At 37.8% G+C, this 16,903-nt stretch carries 21 protein-coding genes and 1 pseudogene; 15 read left to right on the plus strand and 7 right to left on the minus strand.

What is annotated here, in order from left to right; genetic code table 11:
• The first annotated feature begins 290 nt into the window (after positions 1-290).
• The 9 genes and pseudogenes from CHI06_RS12760 (at position 291) to CHI06_RS12800 (ending at position 7,815) form a co-directional block, all read left to right on the plus strand.
• A complete protein-coding gene (locus CHI06_RS12760) occupies positions 291-1,229 on the plus strand; it encodes an LCP family glycopolymer transferase (protein WP_095248934.1) in 939 nt (312 codons plus the stop codon).
• A gap of 139 nt (positions 1,230-1,368) precedes the next feature.
• The gene (locus CHI06_RS12765) at positions 1,369-1,983 is read left to right on the plus strand and encodes an FMN-binding negative transcriptional regulator (RefSeq protein WP_095248935.1); all 615 of its coding nucleotides are present in this window, start codon (positions 1,369-1,371) and stop codon (positions 1,981-1,983) included.
• Between the two features lie 35 nt (positions 1,984-2,018).
• On the plus strand, positions 2,019-2,405 hold the full coding sequence (locus CHI06_RS12770; protein ID WP_257009266.1) for a MerR family transcriptional regulator: 387 nt from the start codon (positions 2,019-2,021) through the stop codon (positions 2,403-2,405).
• Positions 2,402-2,854, plus strand: coding sequence for an SRPBCC family protein (locus CHI06_RS12775; RefSeq protein WP_095248936.1), 453 nt, complete (start codon positions 2,402-2,404; stop codon positions 2,852-2,854). Before CHI06_RS12770 ends, CHI06_RS12775 begins: the two co-directional genes overlap by 4 nt.
• Positions 2,855-2,959: 105 nt before the next feature.
• Positions 2,960-3,157 (plus strand): annotated as a pseudogene (locus tag CHI06_RS12780) (DUF3231 family protein); the annotation flags it as partial.
• A 589-nt stretch (positions 3,158-3,746) separates the two neighbouring features.
• A complete protein-coding gene (locus tag CHI06_RS12785; protein WP_257009267.1) occupies positions 3,747-4,262 on the plus strand; it encodes a TetR/AcrR family transcriptional regulator in 516 nt (171 codons plus the stop codon).
• A gap of 175 nt (positions 4,263-4,437) precedes the next feature.
• Entirely contained in the window at positions 4,438-5,352 is a 915-nt protein-coding gene (locus tag CHI06_RS12790; RefSeq protein ID WP_095248939.1) for a hypothetical protein, read from the plus strand.
• Positions 5,353-5,498: 146 nt separating this feature from the next.
• Complete coding sequence (gene dcuS, locus CHI06_RS12795; protein WP_095248940.1) at positions 5,499-7,109, plus strand: DcuS/MalK family sensor histidine kinase; 1,611 nt, start codon at positions 5,499-5,501, stop codon at positions 7,107-7,109.
• Positions 7,102-7,815 (plus strand): response regulator, encoded by a 714-nt coding sequence (locus CHI06_RS12800; RefSeq protein ID WP_095248941.1) that lies wholly within the window; start codon positions 7,102-7,104, stop codon positions 7,813-7,815. The genes dcuS and CHI06_RS12800 overlap by 8 nt, the downstream gene beginning before the upstream one ends.
• A gap of 290 nt (positions 7,816-8,105) precedes the next feature.
• On the opposite strand, the gene CHI06_RS12805 is transcribed toward CHI06_RS12800, so the two are convergent.
• The 4 genes from CHI06_RS12805 to CHI06_RS29745 all read right to left on the minus strand — a co-directional run bounded on the left by CHI06_RS12805 (position 8,106) and on the right by CHI06_RS29745 (position 11,143).
• Positions 8,106-8,648 carry a chromate transporter gene (locus CHI06_RS12805; RefSeq protein WP_095248942.1) on the minus strand — a complete coding sequence of 181 codons (543 nt, stop codon included), beginning with the start codon at positions 8,646-8,648 and terminating at the stop codon, positions 8,106-8,108.
• A gap of 19 nt (positions 8,649-8,667) precedes the next feature.
• A complete protein-coding gene (locus CHI06_RS12810; protein ID WP_257009268.1) occupies positions 8,668-9,297 on the minus strand; it encodes a chromate transporter in 630 nt (209 codons plus the stop codon).
• Positions 9,298-9,525: 228 nt separating this feature from the next.
• A complete protein-coding gene (locus CHI06_RS12815) occupies positions 9,526-10,779 on the minus strand; it encodes a dicarboxylate/amino acid:cation symporter (protein ID WP_095248943.1) in 1,254 nt (417 codons plus the stop codon).
• A gap of 214 nt (positions 10,780-10,993) precedes the next feature.
• On the minus strand, positions 10,994-11,143 hold the full coding sequence (locus CHI06_RS29745; RefSeq protein ID WP_165979170.1) for a hypothetical protein: 150 nt from the start codon (positions 11,141-11,143) through the stop codon (positions 10,994-10,996).
• A 99-nt stretch (positions 11,144-11,242) separates the two neighbouring features.
• Here CHI06_RS29745 and CHI06_RS12820 point away from each other — a divergent pair, with 99 nt between their 5' ends.
• A complete protein-coding gene (locus tag CHI06_RS12820) occupies positions 11,243-11,650 on the plus strand; it encodes an NUDIX hydrolase (RefSeq protein WP_095248944.1) in 408 nt (135 codons plus the stop codon).
• 133 nt (positions 11,651-11,783) lie between these two features.
• Here the strand turns inward: CHI06_RS12820 and CHI06_RS12825 are convergent, their stop codons facing one another.
• Positions 11,784-12,350, minus strand: coding sequence for a TetR/AcrR family transcriptional regulator (locus CHI06_RS12825; RefSeq protein WP_095248945.1), 567 nt, complete (start codon positions 12,348-12,350; stop codon positions 11,784-11,786).
• A 149-nt stretch (positions 12,351-12,499) separates the two neighbouring features.
• On the opposite strand from CHI06_RS12825, the gene CHI06_RS12830 reads away from it, so the two are divergent.
• The 4 genes from CHI06_RS12830 to CHI06_RS12845 all read left to right on the plus strand — a co-directional run bounded on the left by CHI06_RS12830 (position 12,500) and on the right by CHI06_RS12845 (position 15,543).
• Positions 12,500-13,144, plus strand: a complete 645-nt coding sequence (locus CHI06_RS12830; RefSeq protein WP_095248946.1) for an NAD(P)H-binding protein — start codon at positions 12,500-12,502, stop codon at positions 13,142-13,144.
• 12 nt (positions 13,145-13,156) lie between these two features.
• Complete coding sequence (locus tag CHI06_RS12835; protein ID WP_095248947.1) at positions 13,157-14,203, plus strand: LLM class flavin-dependent oxidoreductase; 1,047 nt, start codon at positions 13,157-13,159, stop codon at positions 14,201-14,203.
• 63 nt (positions 14,204-14,266) lie between these two features.
• Complete coding sequence (locus CHI06_RS12840; protein ID WP_095248948.1) at positions 14,267-14,614, plus strand: DoxX family protein; 348 nt, start codon at positions 14,267-14,269, stop codon at positions 14,612-14,614.
• A gap of 41 nt (positions 14,615-14,655) precedes the next feature.
• On the plus strand, positions 14,656-15,543 hold the full coding sequence (locus tag CHI06_RS12845) for an SDR family oxidoreductase (protein WP_095248949.1): 888 nt from the start codon (positions 14,656-14,658) through the stop codon (positions 15,541-15,543).
• A gap of 484 nt (positions 15,544-16,027) precedes the next feature.
• Here CHI06_RS12845 and CHI06_RS12850 read toward each other — a convergent pair whose 3' ends face one another.
• The gene (locus CHI06_RS12850) at positions 16,028-16,294 is read right to left on the minus strand and encodes a DUF3949 domain-containing protein (RefSeq protein WP_095248950.1); all 267 of its coding nucleotides are present in this window, start codon (positions 16,292-16,294) and stop codon (positions 16,028-16,030) included.
• A gap of 26 nt (positions 16,295-16,320) precedes the next feature.
• A complete protein-coding gene (locus tag CHI06_RS12855) occupies positions 16,321-16,527 on the minus strand; it encodes a zinc ribbon domain-containing protein (RefSeq protein WP_034674363.1) in 207 nt (68 codons plus the stop codon).
• Between the two features lie 138 nt (positions 16,528-16,665).
• Here CHI06_RS12855 and CHI06_RS12860 point away from each other — a divergent pair, with 138 nt between their 5' ends.
• On the plus strand, positions 16,666-16,854 hold the full coding sequence (locus CHI06_RS12860) for a hypothetical protein (RefSeq protein ID WP_095248951.1): 189 nt from the start codon (positions 16,666-16,668) through the stop codon (positions 16,852-16,854).
• Positions 16,855-16,903 lie beyond the last annotated feature (49 nt).

Raw genomic sequence — 16,903 nt, forward strand, 5'->3', positions numbered from 1 at the left:
AAAACCCCGAACGTCTTTTTTTCATAACTTCATAAACAAAATGTGACAAAAGACTTTTTAACCAAACGTTTGATTAAAGCCTCTATCAGCCCTTTTTATAAACGAAATTTCGCTTATTTCCCAGAAAATTTTTTGTCGATAAGTGTGATTCAACATCTTCTATTAATCTACAAATACCAGCAAAAATGTAAAGTAAATAACAATAAATCGACATGTCCCTGTAATTCCTATGAAACAACTCTTTGGTAACCTAATTACTAAAATGCCGAAATTGTTTAGGAGATCAAGAAATGAGAAGGAAAAAAAGGCGGAGGCTGAACTGGCGAAATATAATAGGCTTGTTTTTATTTATTATACTAATCGTTGGCGGCATCTATGGGTTTACAGTGTATAAATCTTTTAATAAGGCAGTAGCAACTATGCATGAACCGCTTGATGACAAACAAAATAAGGTGAAGCAGACGGAAGCTTTAAAAAAGAAAGAACCATTTTCCGTGTTAATGCTTGGTGTGGATGAGCGTGAAGGAGATAGTGGCCGTTCTGACACGATGATTGTGTTAACGGTAAATCCAAACAATAATTCTGTAAAAATGCTGAGTATTCCAAGGGATACAAGAACAGAGATTGTTGGTAAGGGAAAAGAGGATAAAATAAACCATGCCTACGCTTTTGGCGGTGTTTCAATGGCGGTTGATACGGTAGAGAATTTCCTTGATATTCCGATTGATTATTATGTGAAAATCAATATGGAGGGCTTTAAGGATATTATTGATACAGTTGGCGGGATTAATGTCGAGAATGATTTTGCTTTTACAGTGGAAGAGGTTGATTTTCCTGCTGGTAAGATTCACCTGAATGGCGATGAAGCACTAACTTTTATTAGAATGAGATACGATGATCCGAATGGAGATTTCGGCCGTCAAGAACGCCAGCGTCAAGTAATTCAAGCAGTGATCAAAGAGGGCGCGAGCATCTCTAGCTTATCGAAAGCACCAGATATCTTCCAAGCGATAGGCAGTAATGTCAAAACGAATCTTACCTTTGAAGAAATGATTAGCATCCAAAAGAACTATAAAGAAGCTGGGAAAAACATCGAACAGCTGACATTACAATCTGAAGGAAAAATGATTGATAATATCTATTATGGACTTGTAACGATAGCAGAACAACAGCGTGTTCAGGATGAAATGAAATCACAATTAGAAATGAATAGTGAAGCTGATTTTTGATTGGCATTGATTAAAGGACTGGCGATTATCATACCCAGTCCTCTTCTTTTTCTAAAACGGAGCAGTTACTTTACAAAAGAAGGTTTTTATAATCTGATATAGAAGTATTTTAAATAACTTTAGAATGGAGATGAAAGATATGTATATACCAAAATCTTTTACTATTAATAAGGAAGAAGTCATATATGACTTTATTGAAAAGAATAGCTTTGCCACCTTGTTTTCTCTGCATAATGGAGAACCCTATGCCACTCATCTGCCACTACTTTTGAATAAAGAAGAAGGTTATTTGGAAGGACACTTTGCCAGGCAGAACCAGCAGTGGAAGGATATCGTGGGTCAGAATGTTCTTGTCATCTTTCAAGGCCCGCATTGCTATATTTCACCATCATGGTATGAGACAGATCAAGCAGTGCCAACTTGGAATTATGTAGCTATACACGTTTATGGAGAGTTGGAGATTATAGAAGAAGAGAAGGAAGTATTTGATTCACTGGCAGACATGGTAAATAAATATGAAAAACCAGACAGTTCCTATCATTTAGAAAATGTTGATGAAAATTATATTAAGGGCATGAGTAAAGGTATTGTAGGTTTTCAAATCAACATTAACAAAATAGAGGGGAAAGCCAAACTAAGTCAAAATCATCCGGAAGGAAGACAAGAATTAATTATTAAGCAATTAGAAAATAGTGTGGATCAAAATAATATACATATAGCACAACTGATGAAGAAAAATCTCACTAACGGTTAATAATGGAACCATAAAAAATAATAGTTGACCCTGTGGTGCACCCCACAGTTTATTATTTAGGTGGGGAGGGAGAGAACCTGTACAAAATTAGCGATTTTTCGAAGATGACGGGATTAAGTAGGGAAACGCTGCGTTATTATGCAGAGGTAAAGCTACTAGAACCTGCTTACATTAATCCAGAAAACAATTACCGCTATTATGATGATGGGAGCTATTTTTTAGCGATTCTCTTAGTAAAGCTAAGAAGATTTGGTTTTACAATACAGGAGATGATTTCCGTTATGGAGGATGAGTCTTTCGCTCATTTAGAAGATTTGTTAGTACAAAAAAGAAAAAACATCCAGGTGCAAATCGAAGACCTTCGTCTTCAGCTTGAAGAAATAGATGAATTTATCGCATCAGGGAGGGAGGAATCGGAATGATTCAATGGAAAGAAGAGAAGATGATAGAGGTAAATATTGAAAAAGTGTGGAGTCTATTTTTTGATGAAAATATTAAGAAAATAATGCCTAAGGTAGAGGAACATACCATCATTGAAAAGACGGAAGTGGAAGTGGGAGCAAAGCATCAGCAAAAATACCGCGAAGGTAAGCGGGTGGAGACCTACATTGTAGAAACACTTGCCTTCGAAGATTCTCCGGATAAAAAGCATAAGCAAATAAGCTTCGTTTTAGGTAAGGCATTTAAGATATCGTTAGGCTTTACGCTACTAAAAATCGATGAGCAGCACACAAAGTTTATTTACGAGGGGATAAACGAAGGAGTAAATTTTGTTGGCCGTGCAATGCTGAAGCTCGGCAGCGAGAAAAGCAACAAAATTATGTTGAAGGAATTCATGGATAAGGTTGAGCAAGAATCGTTAAAGATATAAAGGAGTATCCGGGACGAACGCATGCTTTATAAAATATAGGAAAACTACCATCATAAAAATAAAAGATTGGTGGGGATCCTAATATGAAGGTATTTAAACGATGAAGAAATGGCGAATTTAATGTCCTACAATCTTGCGATGGGTGTTAATTATGCGGCGAAAGGGCTTACTGAATCAATTCGAGCGGATGTTGGATTAATATTTTCGAAAATTATCTTGAAGAAGACCACAGCTGGCTTAACATTAAAACAGTACTTGGATAAGCATGAGTGGCTGAGGATTGCCCCATATTACAAGGCATAGGCTATTTAATAACAAAATAAAAGCTGCAGGTTATAATTGGTGAGTATCTTTATTTGGAATACAAAAATCTTATTTATAGAAATATAACTCACTTACTTGTGATTCGGTTCACCGTAATGCATCAAAATGAGGTTCTCTTGGATTCTAGAGATAAAGCTCACTCCCTTTTAAGATGCCTTGTCCCTATCAGTAAACAAGCAAAAGTAAGATAAGCGGAGATTTTCCGGTTAGAAGCAGAATGTAGCTCGTTTCGGGGTATATAAGGGGAGATTTTCCGGTTATTCAAAGCAAAATCGCCCATTTTCACGTTTTTTGAGTAAATAGACGGAATTTCTCCGTCTATTTAAGCTAATATCGACACTATTTACTAAATAAGCTAAATTATTCCGTCTATTTATCAGATCGAATGCTAAACCTCATCCCCCAACAATAAGAGCGGACCCTCATGATCCTAACTGCAGGAATCAGCAGCTAGTTATCGAATAACTTTCGCTTTTTTGCATGTGAATTTAAGTCTATTGACAAAGTTGGAGTATTTATTTATCATTTATTTATTAGTCAATAAATAAATATAAGGATGGTAGCAAACGTGGCAGTCCGAGAAGATAAAAAAGAAATCATAATAGAAAATGCTGTAGGAGTCTTTGCTGAAAAGGGGTATTATAAGGCAACCACTGCAATGGTTGCAAAAGCAGCTGGAGTTACACAGCCATATGTGTTTCACTTTTTTGAAAACAAAGAAGAACTATTCAAGGTGGTTATTGACCGGGCATTTGGCCGCATCTATGACACTTTTGCTGAGGTTCATGCACCTGCCGATCAATTAATCGAAACCATGGGGCATGCTTTTGAACAAATTATCCAAACCCACCGTGATGAAGTATTGATGGTTATGCAGGCACATGCGATTTCTGAACCGGGAATTCGAGAACATGTCAGCAGTTTATTTCTCGAAATTTTTGAATCCCTAACTTTGAAATTTGAAAATGCAGGCATTCCCAATGCAAAGGAAACTTCCTCCCAGTTTATCGGCACTGGATTATTAATTACGTTAGCAGAAGTACTGAAATTACCTCAGTTAACTCCCGGACCTGGAAACTGTTAAAAGGAGCAATTTGCTCTCCTTTTTTTAAAGTATTATTTATTGATTAATAAATAAATAGAAATTGAATTATTTTTTTGAGCTATTATTTATTGATTGATAAATAAATGATTGTAAGCTTTATTTTTTTAATTGACTTATTGACTGATAGATAAATTAACTGAAAGAGGGATATTATATGTCAAAATTAGCAAATGCGAGTCGAATTGATAATGAACCAACTGTTAAGCTTTTTGAAGGAGAAAGGGCTCTAGTCATTACAGGTATATTCGGATTTATACTTTCAGCAGGAATAGCCATTTATATGTTTTTTCGAGGTTCAATTATGTTACCTGAAGGAAACGTGAAGGATGCCTTTTCTTTTAATGCAGCTATCGGAATTTATATTTTATCAATCGCTGCCATTCTGCCATTAACAAGACTTAATGCTTTCAGAAGGAAAGCGGTGCGGTGGTTATTTATTCTAACAAGCTTATATTGTTATATCATTGAAACGGTTCAAAACTTTAGAGGAATAAGTCCGAGATTTTCTCGGGAAGGAACAGTTGTTGATATGGCTGCTGGAATCCTATTTGGCGTTGTTTCATTAGTATTAGTAATCTTGGCGTTAGTACTTACAGTCCATTTCTTCCGATTGAAAAAGTCTTCTCAACGACCTTTGTTAATGTTGGGGATTCGATATGCATTTATCTCGGTTCTAGCAGCGAATATTGCGGGTCTATGGATGATTCTTCTTCAAGACCGGCTTACAGGAGGGACTGGAAATGTAATTGTTCTACATGGAATTGGATTTCATGCACTGCAAACATTGATTCTGCCTGCTTGGCTTTTGGAAAAGGCTCGGGTAAAGGAAAGCTTCAAACAAAGACTGATTCATGTTGGCGGAATTGCTTGGTTACTTATGATTGTTATGATAGGCATCCAAACTGCATTGGGGCATTCAGTTTTTGAGTTAACAGCATTACCAATTATTGCATGCCTATTATTTCTTATCTGGTTTGGAACCGTAGTAGTTGCATGTATGATGAGGATCAAAAATAGAAAAGAGCTTACGGTTACTGCAGAGATGCTGGAGTGTCCGAAAGGAAAATAGCAGAGAGCTCCGGTCACTGAATATTTTTTTAGAATAAATTTTTCAAAGAGTTAGAGCTTCTTGCAAAAATAATTAATTTCCCAGTAAAAATATTGCTACAATAGTAGATAGAGTTATTTGAATGTTCCAACTGCGGAGGTATTTCGGTGCAAACTCGACGTTTTAAATTTAAATTAACTACGATTATTATTTTCTTCGTTTGTTTAGTGGTACTTGTATCTTTAATGATTACAGATTTTTTAATAAGCAGCACAGTCAGTAAAAATATTAGAAAACATCAGGAAGAGAAAGCCATGATGGTTTCGAGGTCCATTGCAACTTCTCATATTGTTATCGAAGCATTGGAGGATGAACGTAAGACCAACGAGATTCAGGAGTATACAAAGGATATTCTAGATGCTACGGACATGCTGTTTATTGTCGTCATGGATATGAACGGAATGCGGAAGTCGCATCCTAATCCAGAACAAATCGGAAAACATTTTGTAGGGGGGGATGAAAGGGAGGCGCTTAAGGGGAAAGAGTATGTATCAAGCTCACGTGGAACACTGGGTGAATCCTTGCGTGCCTTTACACCCATTTTTAATGTGACCGGTGACCAGATTGGTGTGGTTGCAGTCGGCATTTCTCTAGAAAGTGTCGAAGCCGTTCTAGGCAAGAGTCATCGAAGTATTCTTACTGTTACAGTATTGGGTTTACTTGTTGGTATCATAGGTGCTGTTTTACTTGCTAGGTATATTAAAAGAATCCTATTTGGACTTGAACCCTTTGCAATTGCCAAGATTTTTGAAGAGCGGAGTACGATGCTTCAATCCGTACATGAGGGAATCATTGCCGTTGATAATGAACAAACCATTACGCTGGTCAATCAATCAGCACGACAAATTTTTCAAAAGGCAGGGCTGTCTCAAGATCCAATTGGAATGAAAATCCACGAATATTTACCATCAACCAGACTTGATCAGGTTCTCGAGACAGGTAAACCAGAACTGGATGAAGAACAAATGATTAACGGGGTTTCCATACTCGTGAATCGAGTCCCATTAGTTGTAAATAACGAGGTGGTTGGGGCGATTTCAACCTTCAGGGATAAGAGTGATGTTAAGCAATTGGCAGAGCAATTAACAGGCGTGAAAACCTATGCGGAAGCACTCCGTGCGCAGTCTCATGAGTTTATGAACCGCCTGCATGTCATTCTTGGAATGGTCCAAATGAAGTATTACGATGAACTATCTGATTTTATTCACACTTTAGTTGGTCACCAAAATCGAGAGCTTGGTACTATTACTCAGAATATTAAAGACCCTGCACTAGCCGGATTTCTTATGGGAAAATTAAGCTATGCCAGGGAAGAAAATGTGGAGTTTACGATAGAGGTAAATAAGGTGATTCCTGAGCCGGCGGACCCGGTAATTGCTCATGAGTTAATTACCATTCTTGGTAATTTAATCGATAATGCTATTGAGGCGATGGCTGATTGCAGCGAGAAAACACTTGAAGTTATTTTTCACTTTTCGGATAAATGTTTAACAATGGAAGTTTTGGATTCGGGGCCAGGAATTCCAGAAAAGATTCAAAGGAGTATGCTTGAAAAGGGTTATTCCACAAAAGGGGAAAATCGAGGCTATGGTCTATATCTCGTTTCGAAAAGCATTGAAAGCTTAGGCGGGGAATGGACCATTGATTCTAAATTATTGCTAGGAACAGAGATTCATATACGAATTCCATACGAGGCAAAGGGGTGGAATCATGATTAAGGTGCTAATAGTTGAAGATGATCCGATGGTAGCGGAGTTTAATAAGCGGTATCTTAAAGAAATGAATGGCTTTAGTTTGTCTGGCATTGTCCATAACGTGAGGGATGCAAGGGAGTTTCTGAACAAGGAACAGGTTAACCTCATTTTACTGGATGTCTATATGCCAGGGGCTAATGGCCTCGAACTGCTTCATTTTATTAGGGAACAAAAGATAGCAGTCGATGTTATTCTGATTACAGCTGCAGCAGACACGGAAAAAATACAAACTGCACTAAGGCTGGGTGCAGTCGATTATTTGATTAAACCATTTGAGTTTGAAAGGTTTAATCAGGCCTTGGCTCAATATAAAGATAAATATGCCTTGTTTGAAAAAAGGGAAGTTTTTAACCAGGAAGATTTAGATGATAGAATACTACATTCGGAGCAGAGGCCGTCGGGGGATTTAAGCATAGATTTGCCAAAAGGGTTAACTAGTAGTACGCTGCAAAATGTCATACATGTGATTAAATCAAAAGAAGGCAGCCTTTTTTCAACGGATGATATCGCAGAAAGTACATATATATCAAGAGTGTCAGTCCGAAAGTACTTGAAATATTTAACCCATCTCGGTGTCCTCGAAGAATCATTAACCTATGGGATTGGAAGACCGGTTTATTTTTATACATTGAAGAAGGATAAGCTTAGTCAAGTAAATATGTTTCTTTAAAAAAGTGGCCTAGCCACTTTTTTTCTTTGGCTCTTTTCGTAAACTTTGTTGCTTTTAGTATGAATCAGGATTCATGGACATCGAGGCTATAAGTGACTGCAAGCGTTAAAAAATGGTGGAAGTGGTAACTAATAGGGGCTATAAGTGACCGCTAGCCCTAAAAAATTGGAAAAGTGGTAATCAATAGACTACAAGGATAACGTGTCCTCATCAGCCCCATTGTAAAAAATTCTAATTTTATATCTGTTCAACTGAAACACAACAATCAATGCGAAAACGGCCTATTCTTTTTAAGAATATAGGGCTATGCCTACCAGCCCAGAAAGGATAATCACATAGACTGGATTCCAACGGAGCTTTAATAAGGCAAACAAAGATAGCCCAAAGATGACTACTAAGCTTATAGAACGAAATGAGATATTGATAGTAATCAGGTTATTAGCCAGCGCAAATTTAAGAGCAGCAAAGATGATTAAACTTGTTACCAGAGGCTTTAAACCATAGAAAATCTTTTCAACCACTGGATTATGATGGAGTTTGGAAAATAGAGCAGCAACAAGAATAACTAAGATAAGCGAGGGCAGTAAAATGGCCATCGCAGAGATGAGAGCCCCATTGATTCCTGCAGCAGAATATCCTACTAAAATCGCACTATTTACAGCGACTGGACCTGGAGACATACCAGCAATCGCAATCATATTGGTCAAACGTTCTGCAGTCATCCATCCGTAGTCAGTGGCTGCTGTTTCGATGATAGGAATCATCGCATAGCCCCCTCCAAAGGAGACAAAACCCATGATAAGAAATGTGTGAAACAGTTCCCACAATATCATACATAAGCACTCCTCTCTCTTAAATACCTGCACCCATGAAATAGTCAGGGTCAGTAGATGGATCCACTTTCTTTTTCTTATGCAAGTCTATATTGTAACCTAACTTCTGTTTAATTTTTACAGCCGCTAATCCCGTAATTGCTCCAAGAAAAATGGCAATAATGGGGTGGATGAAAAACAGTACTGGGACACCCAAAGCCATAATAAAGAATGTGGTCTTATCGGTAATCGCAGTTTTTGCTATTCTAATTGCTGCATAGACAATGATGGCAACGATTGTCGCCCTTATTGAAATAAATGCGGCTTCTAACTTGGGATTGTCTTGAACAAAAAAATAAGAAATTCCTAAAGACAGAACAATTAAAAATGTAGGCAGCGAAACGCCAATCATCGCAGCGAGTGCTCCTCGGATTCCGCCAATTCTGTGACCAATAAACGTGGCTGAATTCACCGCAACCGCTCCTGGAACCGTTTGAGATAAAGCTATCACATCGGTAATGTCTTCATGTGTTAACCATTTTCGCTTTTCCACTATTTCTTTTATGATGAAAGGGATCATCGCAAAACCCCCGCCAAACGTAACAGGACTAATCTTAAAAAACGACCAAAAAATTTGAAACAACAAATTCCATTGGAACTTCACCTTCATAAAAAATCCTTCTTTCCACAAGATCTAAAGAGAACAAAACTCCATTCAACCTATGAATCTAACACTATATATAAAGGTACCAAAAGAGAGAGTATGGGTAAATAGAAACAATTGTAAATTTGGGTGACAGGCACCGCCCGTGGACACTGTCCGCCTCAGGCGGACAGTGAAATAAAAAGGGGGAGGGAATGAAAAAATGTGAGCCGGAGGGGCTCACATTTTTGGGGTTTAGGCTGTGATTTGTTTTTTGTCTGTGACTTGGTGTACGGGTTTGAATTCGCCTTCTGTTTTGGAGATGACGACGGTTGCTACTCCGTTTCCGATAAGGTTTGTGATGGCACGTGCTTCTGACATGAAGCGGTCAACCCCGAGAATAAGGGCCATCCCTTCCACAGGTATGGATGGGAAAACGGCAAGGGTTGCTGCTAATGTAACAAATCCTGATCCTGTGACGCCCGCGGCACCCTTTGATGTAAACATTAATACTGCAAGAAGTGTGATTTGCTGCCAAATTGATAAGTCCACCCCATATGCCTGAGCGATGAACAATGCGGCCATCGATAGATAAATGGAGGTTCCATCCAGGTTAAAGGAATATCCTGTTGGAAGAACTAACCCGACAACGGGCTTAGAGCAGCCGTAGTTTTCAAGCTTTTCCATCATTTTAGGCAGCGCCGCCTCAGAGGATGAGGTTCCTACCACTAGCAAGATTTCTTCCTTTATATAAGCAATGAATTTAAAAATACTGAAACCGAACATTTTAGCAATTCCGCCGAGAACTATGATAATGAAAAGAGCCATTGTAAGATAAACCGAGCCCATTAATTTACCAAGATACAATAATGACCCAATTCCGAATTCTCCGATTGTGTAAGCCATCGCACCAAATGCTGCGAATGGCGAAACTTTCATAATGATATTAACAATTCCGAAGAAAACATCTGCACATTTTTCAAAAAACTCAATAACAGGTTTTCCCTTGTTACCTAAGTGAGCTAAAGAAATTCCGAATAATACAGCTAAAAGGAGCACTGGTAAAAGTTCACCTTTAGCGAAAGCACCGATAAAGCTATCGGGAATGATTGATAGGATAAAATCCATAAACCCATGACTCGTTTCAGCCGCTTTTTCTGTGTATTGGGAGATATCTCCTTTTCCTGCTTCCGCATCAATCCCTTTTCCTGCCTTAATGACATTCGCAACCATAATACCGATGGCTAGAGCGATGGTAGAGACGATTTCAAAATAAAGCAACGCCTTCCCGCCGATTTTACCAACTTTCTTTAAATCTCCCATACCTGCGATTCCAATGACGATTGTCAGGAATATAATGGGAGCTATCACCATTTTTACTAGTTTAATAAAAATATCTGCAATGACCTTTAGTTGTGAGCCAATCTCAGGAAAAACTAAACCGACTGAAATACCAAGGAGTATTCCCAGAATTACCTGGGTAGTGAGACTTTTAAAATTAATTTTCATTATCCATGCCTCCTGCTCTTTTATTTTGGAAACGGTATCATTTTGTTGAATTATCAATATATTACAATTTTGTGAACAACTTAAATAGTTTATAATACTTTATAAATTGTTTTGTAATTAAAGTAAGTGAAAGATTGTTTTTTTAGGGGGGTTAATCCTTTAGGAAGGCTGCTGCCAAATAAAAAAGCTGCCTTGTTGGCAGCCGTCTGGAAAACTATTGTCTTTTTTTACTGTCTGGGTCCTGTATAGAAACATTTTGCGGTCGCTCAGGATAGGATGCTTTGCCTGAATCATCGGGACCAGTTAGTTGATTCCTTTGATTAAGAACCTTTCCAGTATATTCAATAGGATTATTTTTTGGCATTTCATACACCTCCATGTAATAGTATGGTTGAAAAGTAAATGACAAATTCAATAAATTGAATTAGATTATTTTTATAGTGAACAGAATGGAGGAGAAAAAATGGCAATACCAAAACATATTGTTTCAGCTGCAGCAATTGTCTTAAACGAGAAGAATGAGTTATTACTGATTAAAGGACCACGTAGAGGATGGGAAATGCCTGGCGGTCAGGTGGAGGAAGGAGAATCCTTGACTGATGCTGTGATCCGAGAAACAAAAGAAGAATCTGGGATAGACATAGAGGTAATAAAGTTTTGTGGAATCTTTCAAAATATCGAGGATTCTATTTGTAATACCTTATTTTTAGGGAAACCCATCGGTGGGGAATTAACAACCAGTCCAGAGAGTCTTGAAGTAGGTTTTTACAAACTAGAAGAGGCTTTGGAAATGGTCACCTGGAATAACTTTAGGCAAAGAATTGAATATTGTTTGGATGAGAAACACCATCCTTTTTATATAGGTTTTTAAGGCTGAAATACATAAAGGACCAGAACGGTCCTTGTGTTTTGAATTAAAAACTATTTATGAAAACAGGCTCTTTATATTTGGAGAATAAAAATATAATGTTTGAGTTCGGTATTAATATTAGATTAAATTAACATTACTTTATCCATGTTTTCTCCATTTTTATGATATGCAGTATTTGCTCCACATAATCTTCTGGTTGTGAGTTTTGATTTTGCATCCAATGCATCGCAGCTCCATAAAGTGCCCAGCTTAACATCACGGCATAGACCTCTAATTCATTTTTACTTTGATTAGGCCATTGTTTTTGTGCCAACCCTGAAAAAAAGGCTTCAAGTTCCTTTTTAAAAATCGTTTCTATTTGGGGTGTAAACGCCTCGTAACTTCGTCGACATTGGTTACTGATAGATGTTTGAAACTTTATAATGGATAAAAAAATAGCTTCGATCGTCTCTTCGTTAATTACCTCATGTGTACTAACTTCTTGAATGATTTCTCTCATCACACTTTCACTCAAGGCCTTTTCAAGCAAGTCATATTTGTCTATGAAATGAGAATAGAAGGTTGCACGATTAACCGTGGCAACGGTTGTAATATCTTTTATGGTGATGTCTTTAAATTCTTTTTTCATTGATAACTGTATAAACGCATCCATAATGAGCTTACGGGTACGGAGAATACGGGGGTCGATTTGTTTTTCCATAAATTTTGCTCCTATTTAATAGACATTTTTATCAATATGTTGTTTAAGCAATATATCTGTTATTTTTGTTGGTTGTTGAATGTTTACCAACTTGATATATTGATTTTACAACAAATGTTGTCTAAACAAAAGATGTTGGAGTGAGAGAAATGAAAATAACAATATTTGGAGCAAATGGTCAAATTGGTCAGCTTCTTGTGAATCTTGCACTTGAGGCTGGATATGATGTTACAGCCTATACGAGAAGACCTAATGCTTTAAGTATAGAACACGAAAAACTGCAAGTTGTAGTTGGGGCTTTAACAGACCGAGAAAAGTTAAAAGAAGCCATCATCGGAAGAGATGCTGTTTTAAGTGCCCTTGGCCCAGCTATGTCAATGAAGCGAAAAGTTTCAGACCTCCCTATAGCAGAAGCACATAAAGCAATTATCTCTGTTATGGAGGAGTACGGAATCAAAAGGTTGATTACGCTAGCTACACCTAGCATCTCTGCAAAGGAAGACATTAAACAGTTTATCACTGTGTTCCCGAGTATAATGCCAAAACTTTTCTCCCCCACACCATACGCTGAGATGAAAGCAATAGAGAAATTGATTAAAAACTCTAAACTGGATTGGACTGTTGTAAGGATTATTAATCCCAATGTTAAAACAAATGGAAATGGTTATTCTGTATCTTTTGGAGATACGAAAGGTAAGATGAGTGTTTCTCGTTATAATGCAGCGAAATGTATGCTGGAAGCTGCGATGAAAAACGAATGGATTCATAAAATGCCAATCGTATTTAACAACTAGGAGGGCAAGGGAATGAAACAATTTGAATTAGGAGTTTATTCATTAGGCGAACGAATACCTGATGCCAATGGGAATAGTCGAACTGCCGGGTCCAGAGTTGAAGATATTATCCAAATGGCAAAAATGGCGGATGAAGCAGGACTTGATATATTTGGTGTTGGAGAACATCACCATCTGGATTTTGTTACATCTTCTTATGCCATGCTGCTTGCAGCTATTGCACGTGAGACGAAAAATATTAAACTAACCAGCACGCTATCTGTTATTAGTACAGCCGATCCAGTGCGTGTTTACGAAGATTTTGCAACACTGGATTTATTATCGAACGGACGAACTGAAATTATTTTAGGTCGCGGGGCATTTTTAGAATCATTCTCTCTCTTTGGAGCAAGTTTAAATGATTACAATGAATTGTTTGAAGAGAAGCTGAATCTATTTTTGAAATTGCAGGAGCAGGAAGTCGTCAGTTGGCACGGGAATTTCCGTTCCCCCCTTCAAAATGCACAAATTGCACCTAGACCTGTTCAGAAGAAACTGCCTCTTTGGATTGGTGTTGGGGGGACCCCTGCAAGTGCCGTTCGTGCAGGAAGACTTGGTGTTAATATGGCACTGGGCTTATTAGGCGGTCGTCCTGAATCCGTCAAACCACTAACAGATCTTTACTGGGAATCCGCAAGAGAAGCAGGTCATGATATAGCCAAGTTAAGAGTTTCTGTGACGGGGCATTCGTATATCGCCGAAACAGGAGAACAAGCGATTACCGAATTTCTTCCGCACTACAATCAATATTTTGACTACTTTTCAAAAGACCGTGGTTACCCACACTTCTATACATCAGTGGAGCAATTGACGCCACAGCGAGCAGCAGGTCAAATATTAGCGGTTGGCAGTGCAGAGGAATTGGCAGAAAAGATCTTGTATCAGCATGAACTATTCGGACATTCACGCTTTATGGGACAATTCGATATGGGTGGTCAGCCATTAGCCAGAGTAGAAAAAGCCATTGATTTACTAGTAAACAAAGTAGCACCAATCGTACGCAGAGCTTTATCAAAATAAGTAAATCTGGAAGATGGCTTTGGTTTAGAAAAATAACAAAGAACAAAAAAGGGGAGAAGAAGGATGGAAGTTTTAACTTATGTTTTACAAGGAATTCTTGCCTTAATGTTTTTAATGGCTGGCTTTGGAAAAGTAACTGGTTCTAAAATGCATGTGGAAGCCTTTACGCATTGGAGATTGCCACAATGGTTTAGAGTTGTAACTGGGCTAGTTGAATTAACAGGGGCGGTACTTTTAATTGTTGGATATTGGGCTTCAACTTCGGCATTGGCAGGATCCCTTTTATTAGGCATCACAGGTATAGGCGGTCTCCTTACACATATTCGTGTAAAGGATTCCTTTAAGGATACGGTAATGATTCTATTCTTAGCCATTCTATCGTTTGTTGTATTTTTTCTATATTTATTATGAAAAATTATCTAATCTAATTAGGATTATTGGAGGAAAAGTAAATGAAATTATTAGTTACAGGTGCAACAGGAAAATTAGGATCGATGGTGGTTGAAACGTTATTAAAAACCGTACCAGTAGAACAAATAGCCGTTAGTGTTCGTAATCCAGAAAATGCAGAAGGATTGAAAGCACGTGGAGTCGAAGTCCGCCATGGCGATTTTGATAAACCAGAAACACTGGATGTTGCTTTTTCAGGTATTGATAGGCTGTTAATTTTATCCTCGTCAGAAGTGCAGCTTGAAGGAGATGAAATTAGAAAAAAGCAACACGCCAATGCAGTAGCTGCCGCTAAACGTGCCAACGTTAAATTTATTGCGTTTACTAGTGCTCCTAAAGCAAGCGATAGCGACTTTTTCCTTGCTCCAGTATATAAAGATACGGAAGAGGCTATCGCAAAAACAGGTATACCATTTTCATTTTTGAGGAATAACTGGTATCTGGAAAATGAAATCGGAAGTATACAGGCAGCAATGGCAGGTGCTCCCTGGATAACAGCAACTGGAAATGGGAAAGTTGGCTGGACCCTCAGGCAGGATCTGGCAGAGGCAACTGCAAACGTGCTGTCTGGAAACGGACATGAAAACACAATTTACGAACTATCTGGTAAACTTTTTACTCATAAAGAATTAGTCTCTATTCTTGAAACTGTATTAGAGAAAGAGATTCCTTTTCAACAGGTTGACAATGACTCTTATGCCGAGATTATGAAAGGTGCGGGAGTACCAGAAGTCTTCCTTCCTATGCTTATTAACACACAAAAAGGTATTCGTGAGGGTGGATTAGAGGTTGAAGGTAACGATCTGGAAAAACTGCTTGGACGCCCTGTCACACCGATGAAAGAGGCTTTGGCCCAAATTGTTAGCCACCTATCTCAACCAAACAATTAAGTCACCACAATACGTTTTCCAATAGCTAATGAATTATGTCAATTTGATGCTTGATCAAGTTAACGATTGGAGCGGTGCATTGAAAACCTTGAGATAATAACTAGATTTGCTTAAATGCGATATAATCCGAATACCAGATAAAAAGCATATATAAAAACATGTGCAAAAGAAACGGATTTCGTAAGTGAAACCACACCGCATTTAACAGTACAATGACAATCATCAAACAGTTTTAGAAATTGAAAAAGCCAATCTTCCTACATTCAGGAAAATTGGCTTTCTTAATTTTATATTCGAACTTTCGTCAGGCTGAAATTACTTCAATACAAAACCACTAATTGCATGTGGAACATACGGTTCCTCTAGGAAGCAATTTCTTCTGGTGTTAATTTAATTGATAGGGGGGCTACTGCATTTTCAAGTGCACCTCTTAAGTGAATCCTTTATAAGAATGAGGGCCTCTTTCTGTCCGGTAGAAAGGTTATCACACGGCTTTATTTCGATTTTTTACCTTATAAACAATCGTTGCCAAAATATTCGCGAGAATGAAGAGCATGCTTCCCTGCGCATTCGCATGCAATACTTGTTCCTCAAATCCCATATCCTCCATCATTTCACCTTGACTCTTGCCTTTTTTCTCATTTTCTCTCCGCATCTTTTCCATTTGTTCAACATATCGATATTGAAAAGGTACTAAAATCAAAGATAATAGAATATAGCCGCCAATAAAAATAAAAAATACTTTATCCATCTAAAATTCCCCCTTTTTACTATCTATCATCCACCGAAAAATAGGTCAAGAATATTGGAGGAAGTGGATGATTTCTTATTATAGAATTCGGAATAACCGCATTTTTTACAGAAGATAACGATAAACGTGTTGTGTTGAACATCGAATATTTTTGATAATCCCGTTCCGGTCATGGCAACTTCCTTTTGACCAGTATCTCTAGACCCGCATTTAATACAACCCTTTTCACTCATTATAATCCCCCCAGTAATTTAATCCTTCCATTTATTTACGTATTGTATTTCAAAATGTTTCATATAATCCCACATTTTAGCTTGTTCCCTTACATGAAAAAAGGTAAAATGCAATAAAACTAGAAAAGAGGGATGAACGTGCCATTTGATATTTCAATGTTAGGTATGGGTTATTTCAGCCTAGATGCTGCAGCCGTCGATAAGAGCCCAAGTGAAATGGTGATCACTGACGAAAAGGAAGAAACCTATTACATCGTATCAAGAGAAGTTTATGAAGATGGACCACAACAAGAGGGTTATAAAATTATCGTGAATGAAGGAGAGTAATTACACTTTCCTGTACGGCTGTGTTTATCGATACTGATGATTTTAGAAC

It is taken from the genome of Bacillus sp. 7884-1 (assembly GCF_002272245.1).
Classification (GTDB): Bacteria; Bacillota; Bacilli; order Bacillales; family Cytobacillaceae; genus Neobacillus.

Excerpts from the sequence above, each read along its gene's own strand:
- CHI06_RS12810 (WP_257009268.1), bottom strand. The coding sequence starts at position 9,297 with ATGAAGGTGAAGTTCCAATGGAATTTGTTGTTTCAAATTTTTTGGTCG.
- CHI06_RS12820 (WP_095248944.1), top strand. The coding sequence starts at position 11,243 with ATGGCAATACCAAAACATATTGTTTCAGCTGCAGCAATTGTCTTAAAC.
- CHI06_RS12775 (WP_095248936.1), top strand. The coding sequence starts at position 2,402 with ATGATTCAATGGAAAGAAGAGAAGATGATAGAGGTAAATATTGAAAAA.
- CHI06_RS12825 (WP_095248945.1), bottom strand. The coding sequence starts at position 12,350 with ATGGAAAAACAAATCGACCCCCGTATTCTCCGTACCCGTAAGCTCATT.
- CHI06_RS12830 (WP_095248946.1), top strand. The coding sequence starts at position 12,500 with ATGAAAATAACAATATTTGGAGCAAATGGTCAAATTGGTCAGCTTCTT.
- CHI06_RS12840 (WP_095248948.1), top strand. The coding sequence starts at position 14,267 with ATGGAAGTTTTAACTTATGTTTTACAAGGAATTCTTGCCTTAATGTTT.
- CHI06_RS12790 (WP_095248939.1), top strand. The coding sequence starts at position 4,438 with ATGTCAAAATTAGCAAATGCGAGTCGAATTGATAATGAACCAACTGTT.
- CHI06_RS12760 (WP_095248934.1), top strand. The coding sequence starts at position 291 with ATGAGAAGGAAAAAAAGGCGGAGGCTGAACTGGCGAAATATAATAGGC.
- CHI06_RS12835 (WP_095248947.1), top strand. The coding sequence starts at position 13,157 with ATGAAACAATTTGAATTAGGAGTTTATTCATTAGGCGAACGAATACCT.
- CHI06_RS12800 (WP_095248941.1), top strand. The coding sequence starts at position 7,102 with ATGATTAAGGTGCTAATAGTTGAAGATGATCCGATGGTAGCGGAGTTT.
- CHI06_RS12805 (WP_095248942.1), bottom strand. The coding sequence starts at position 8,648 with ATGATATTGTGGGAACTGTTTCACACATTTCTTATCATGGGTTTTGTC.
- CHI06_RS12845 (WP_095248949.1), top strand. The coding sequence starts at position 14,656 with ATGAAATTATTAGTTACAGGTGCAACAGGAAAATTAGGATCGATGGTG.
- CHI06_RS12765 (WP_095248935.1), top strand. The coding sequence starts at position 1,369 with ATGTATATACCAAAATCTTTTACTATTAATAAGGAAGAAGTCATATAT.
- CHI06_RS29745 (WP_165979170.1), bottom strand. The coding sequence starts at position 11,143 with ATGCCAAAAAATAATCCTATTGAATATACTGGAAAGGTTCTTAATCAA.
- CHI06_RS12855 (WP_034674363.1), bottom strand. The coding sequence starts at position 16,527 with ATGAGTGAAAAGGGTTGTATTAAATGCGGGTCTAGAGATACTGGTCAA.
- CHI06_RS12815 (WP_095248943.1), bottom strand. The coding sequence starts at position 10,779 with ATGAAAATTAATTTTAAAAGTCTCACTACCCAGGTAATTCTGGGAATA.
- CHI06_RS12850 (WP_095248950.1), bottom strand. The coding sequence starts at position 16,294 with ATGGATAAAGTATTTTTTATTTTTATTGGCGGCTATATTCTATTATCT.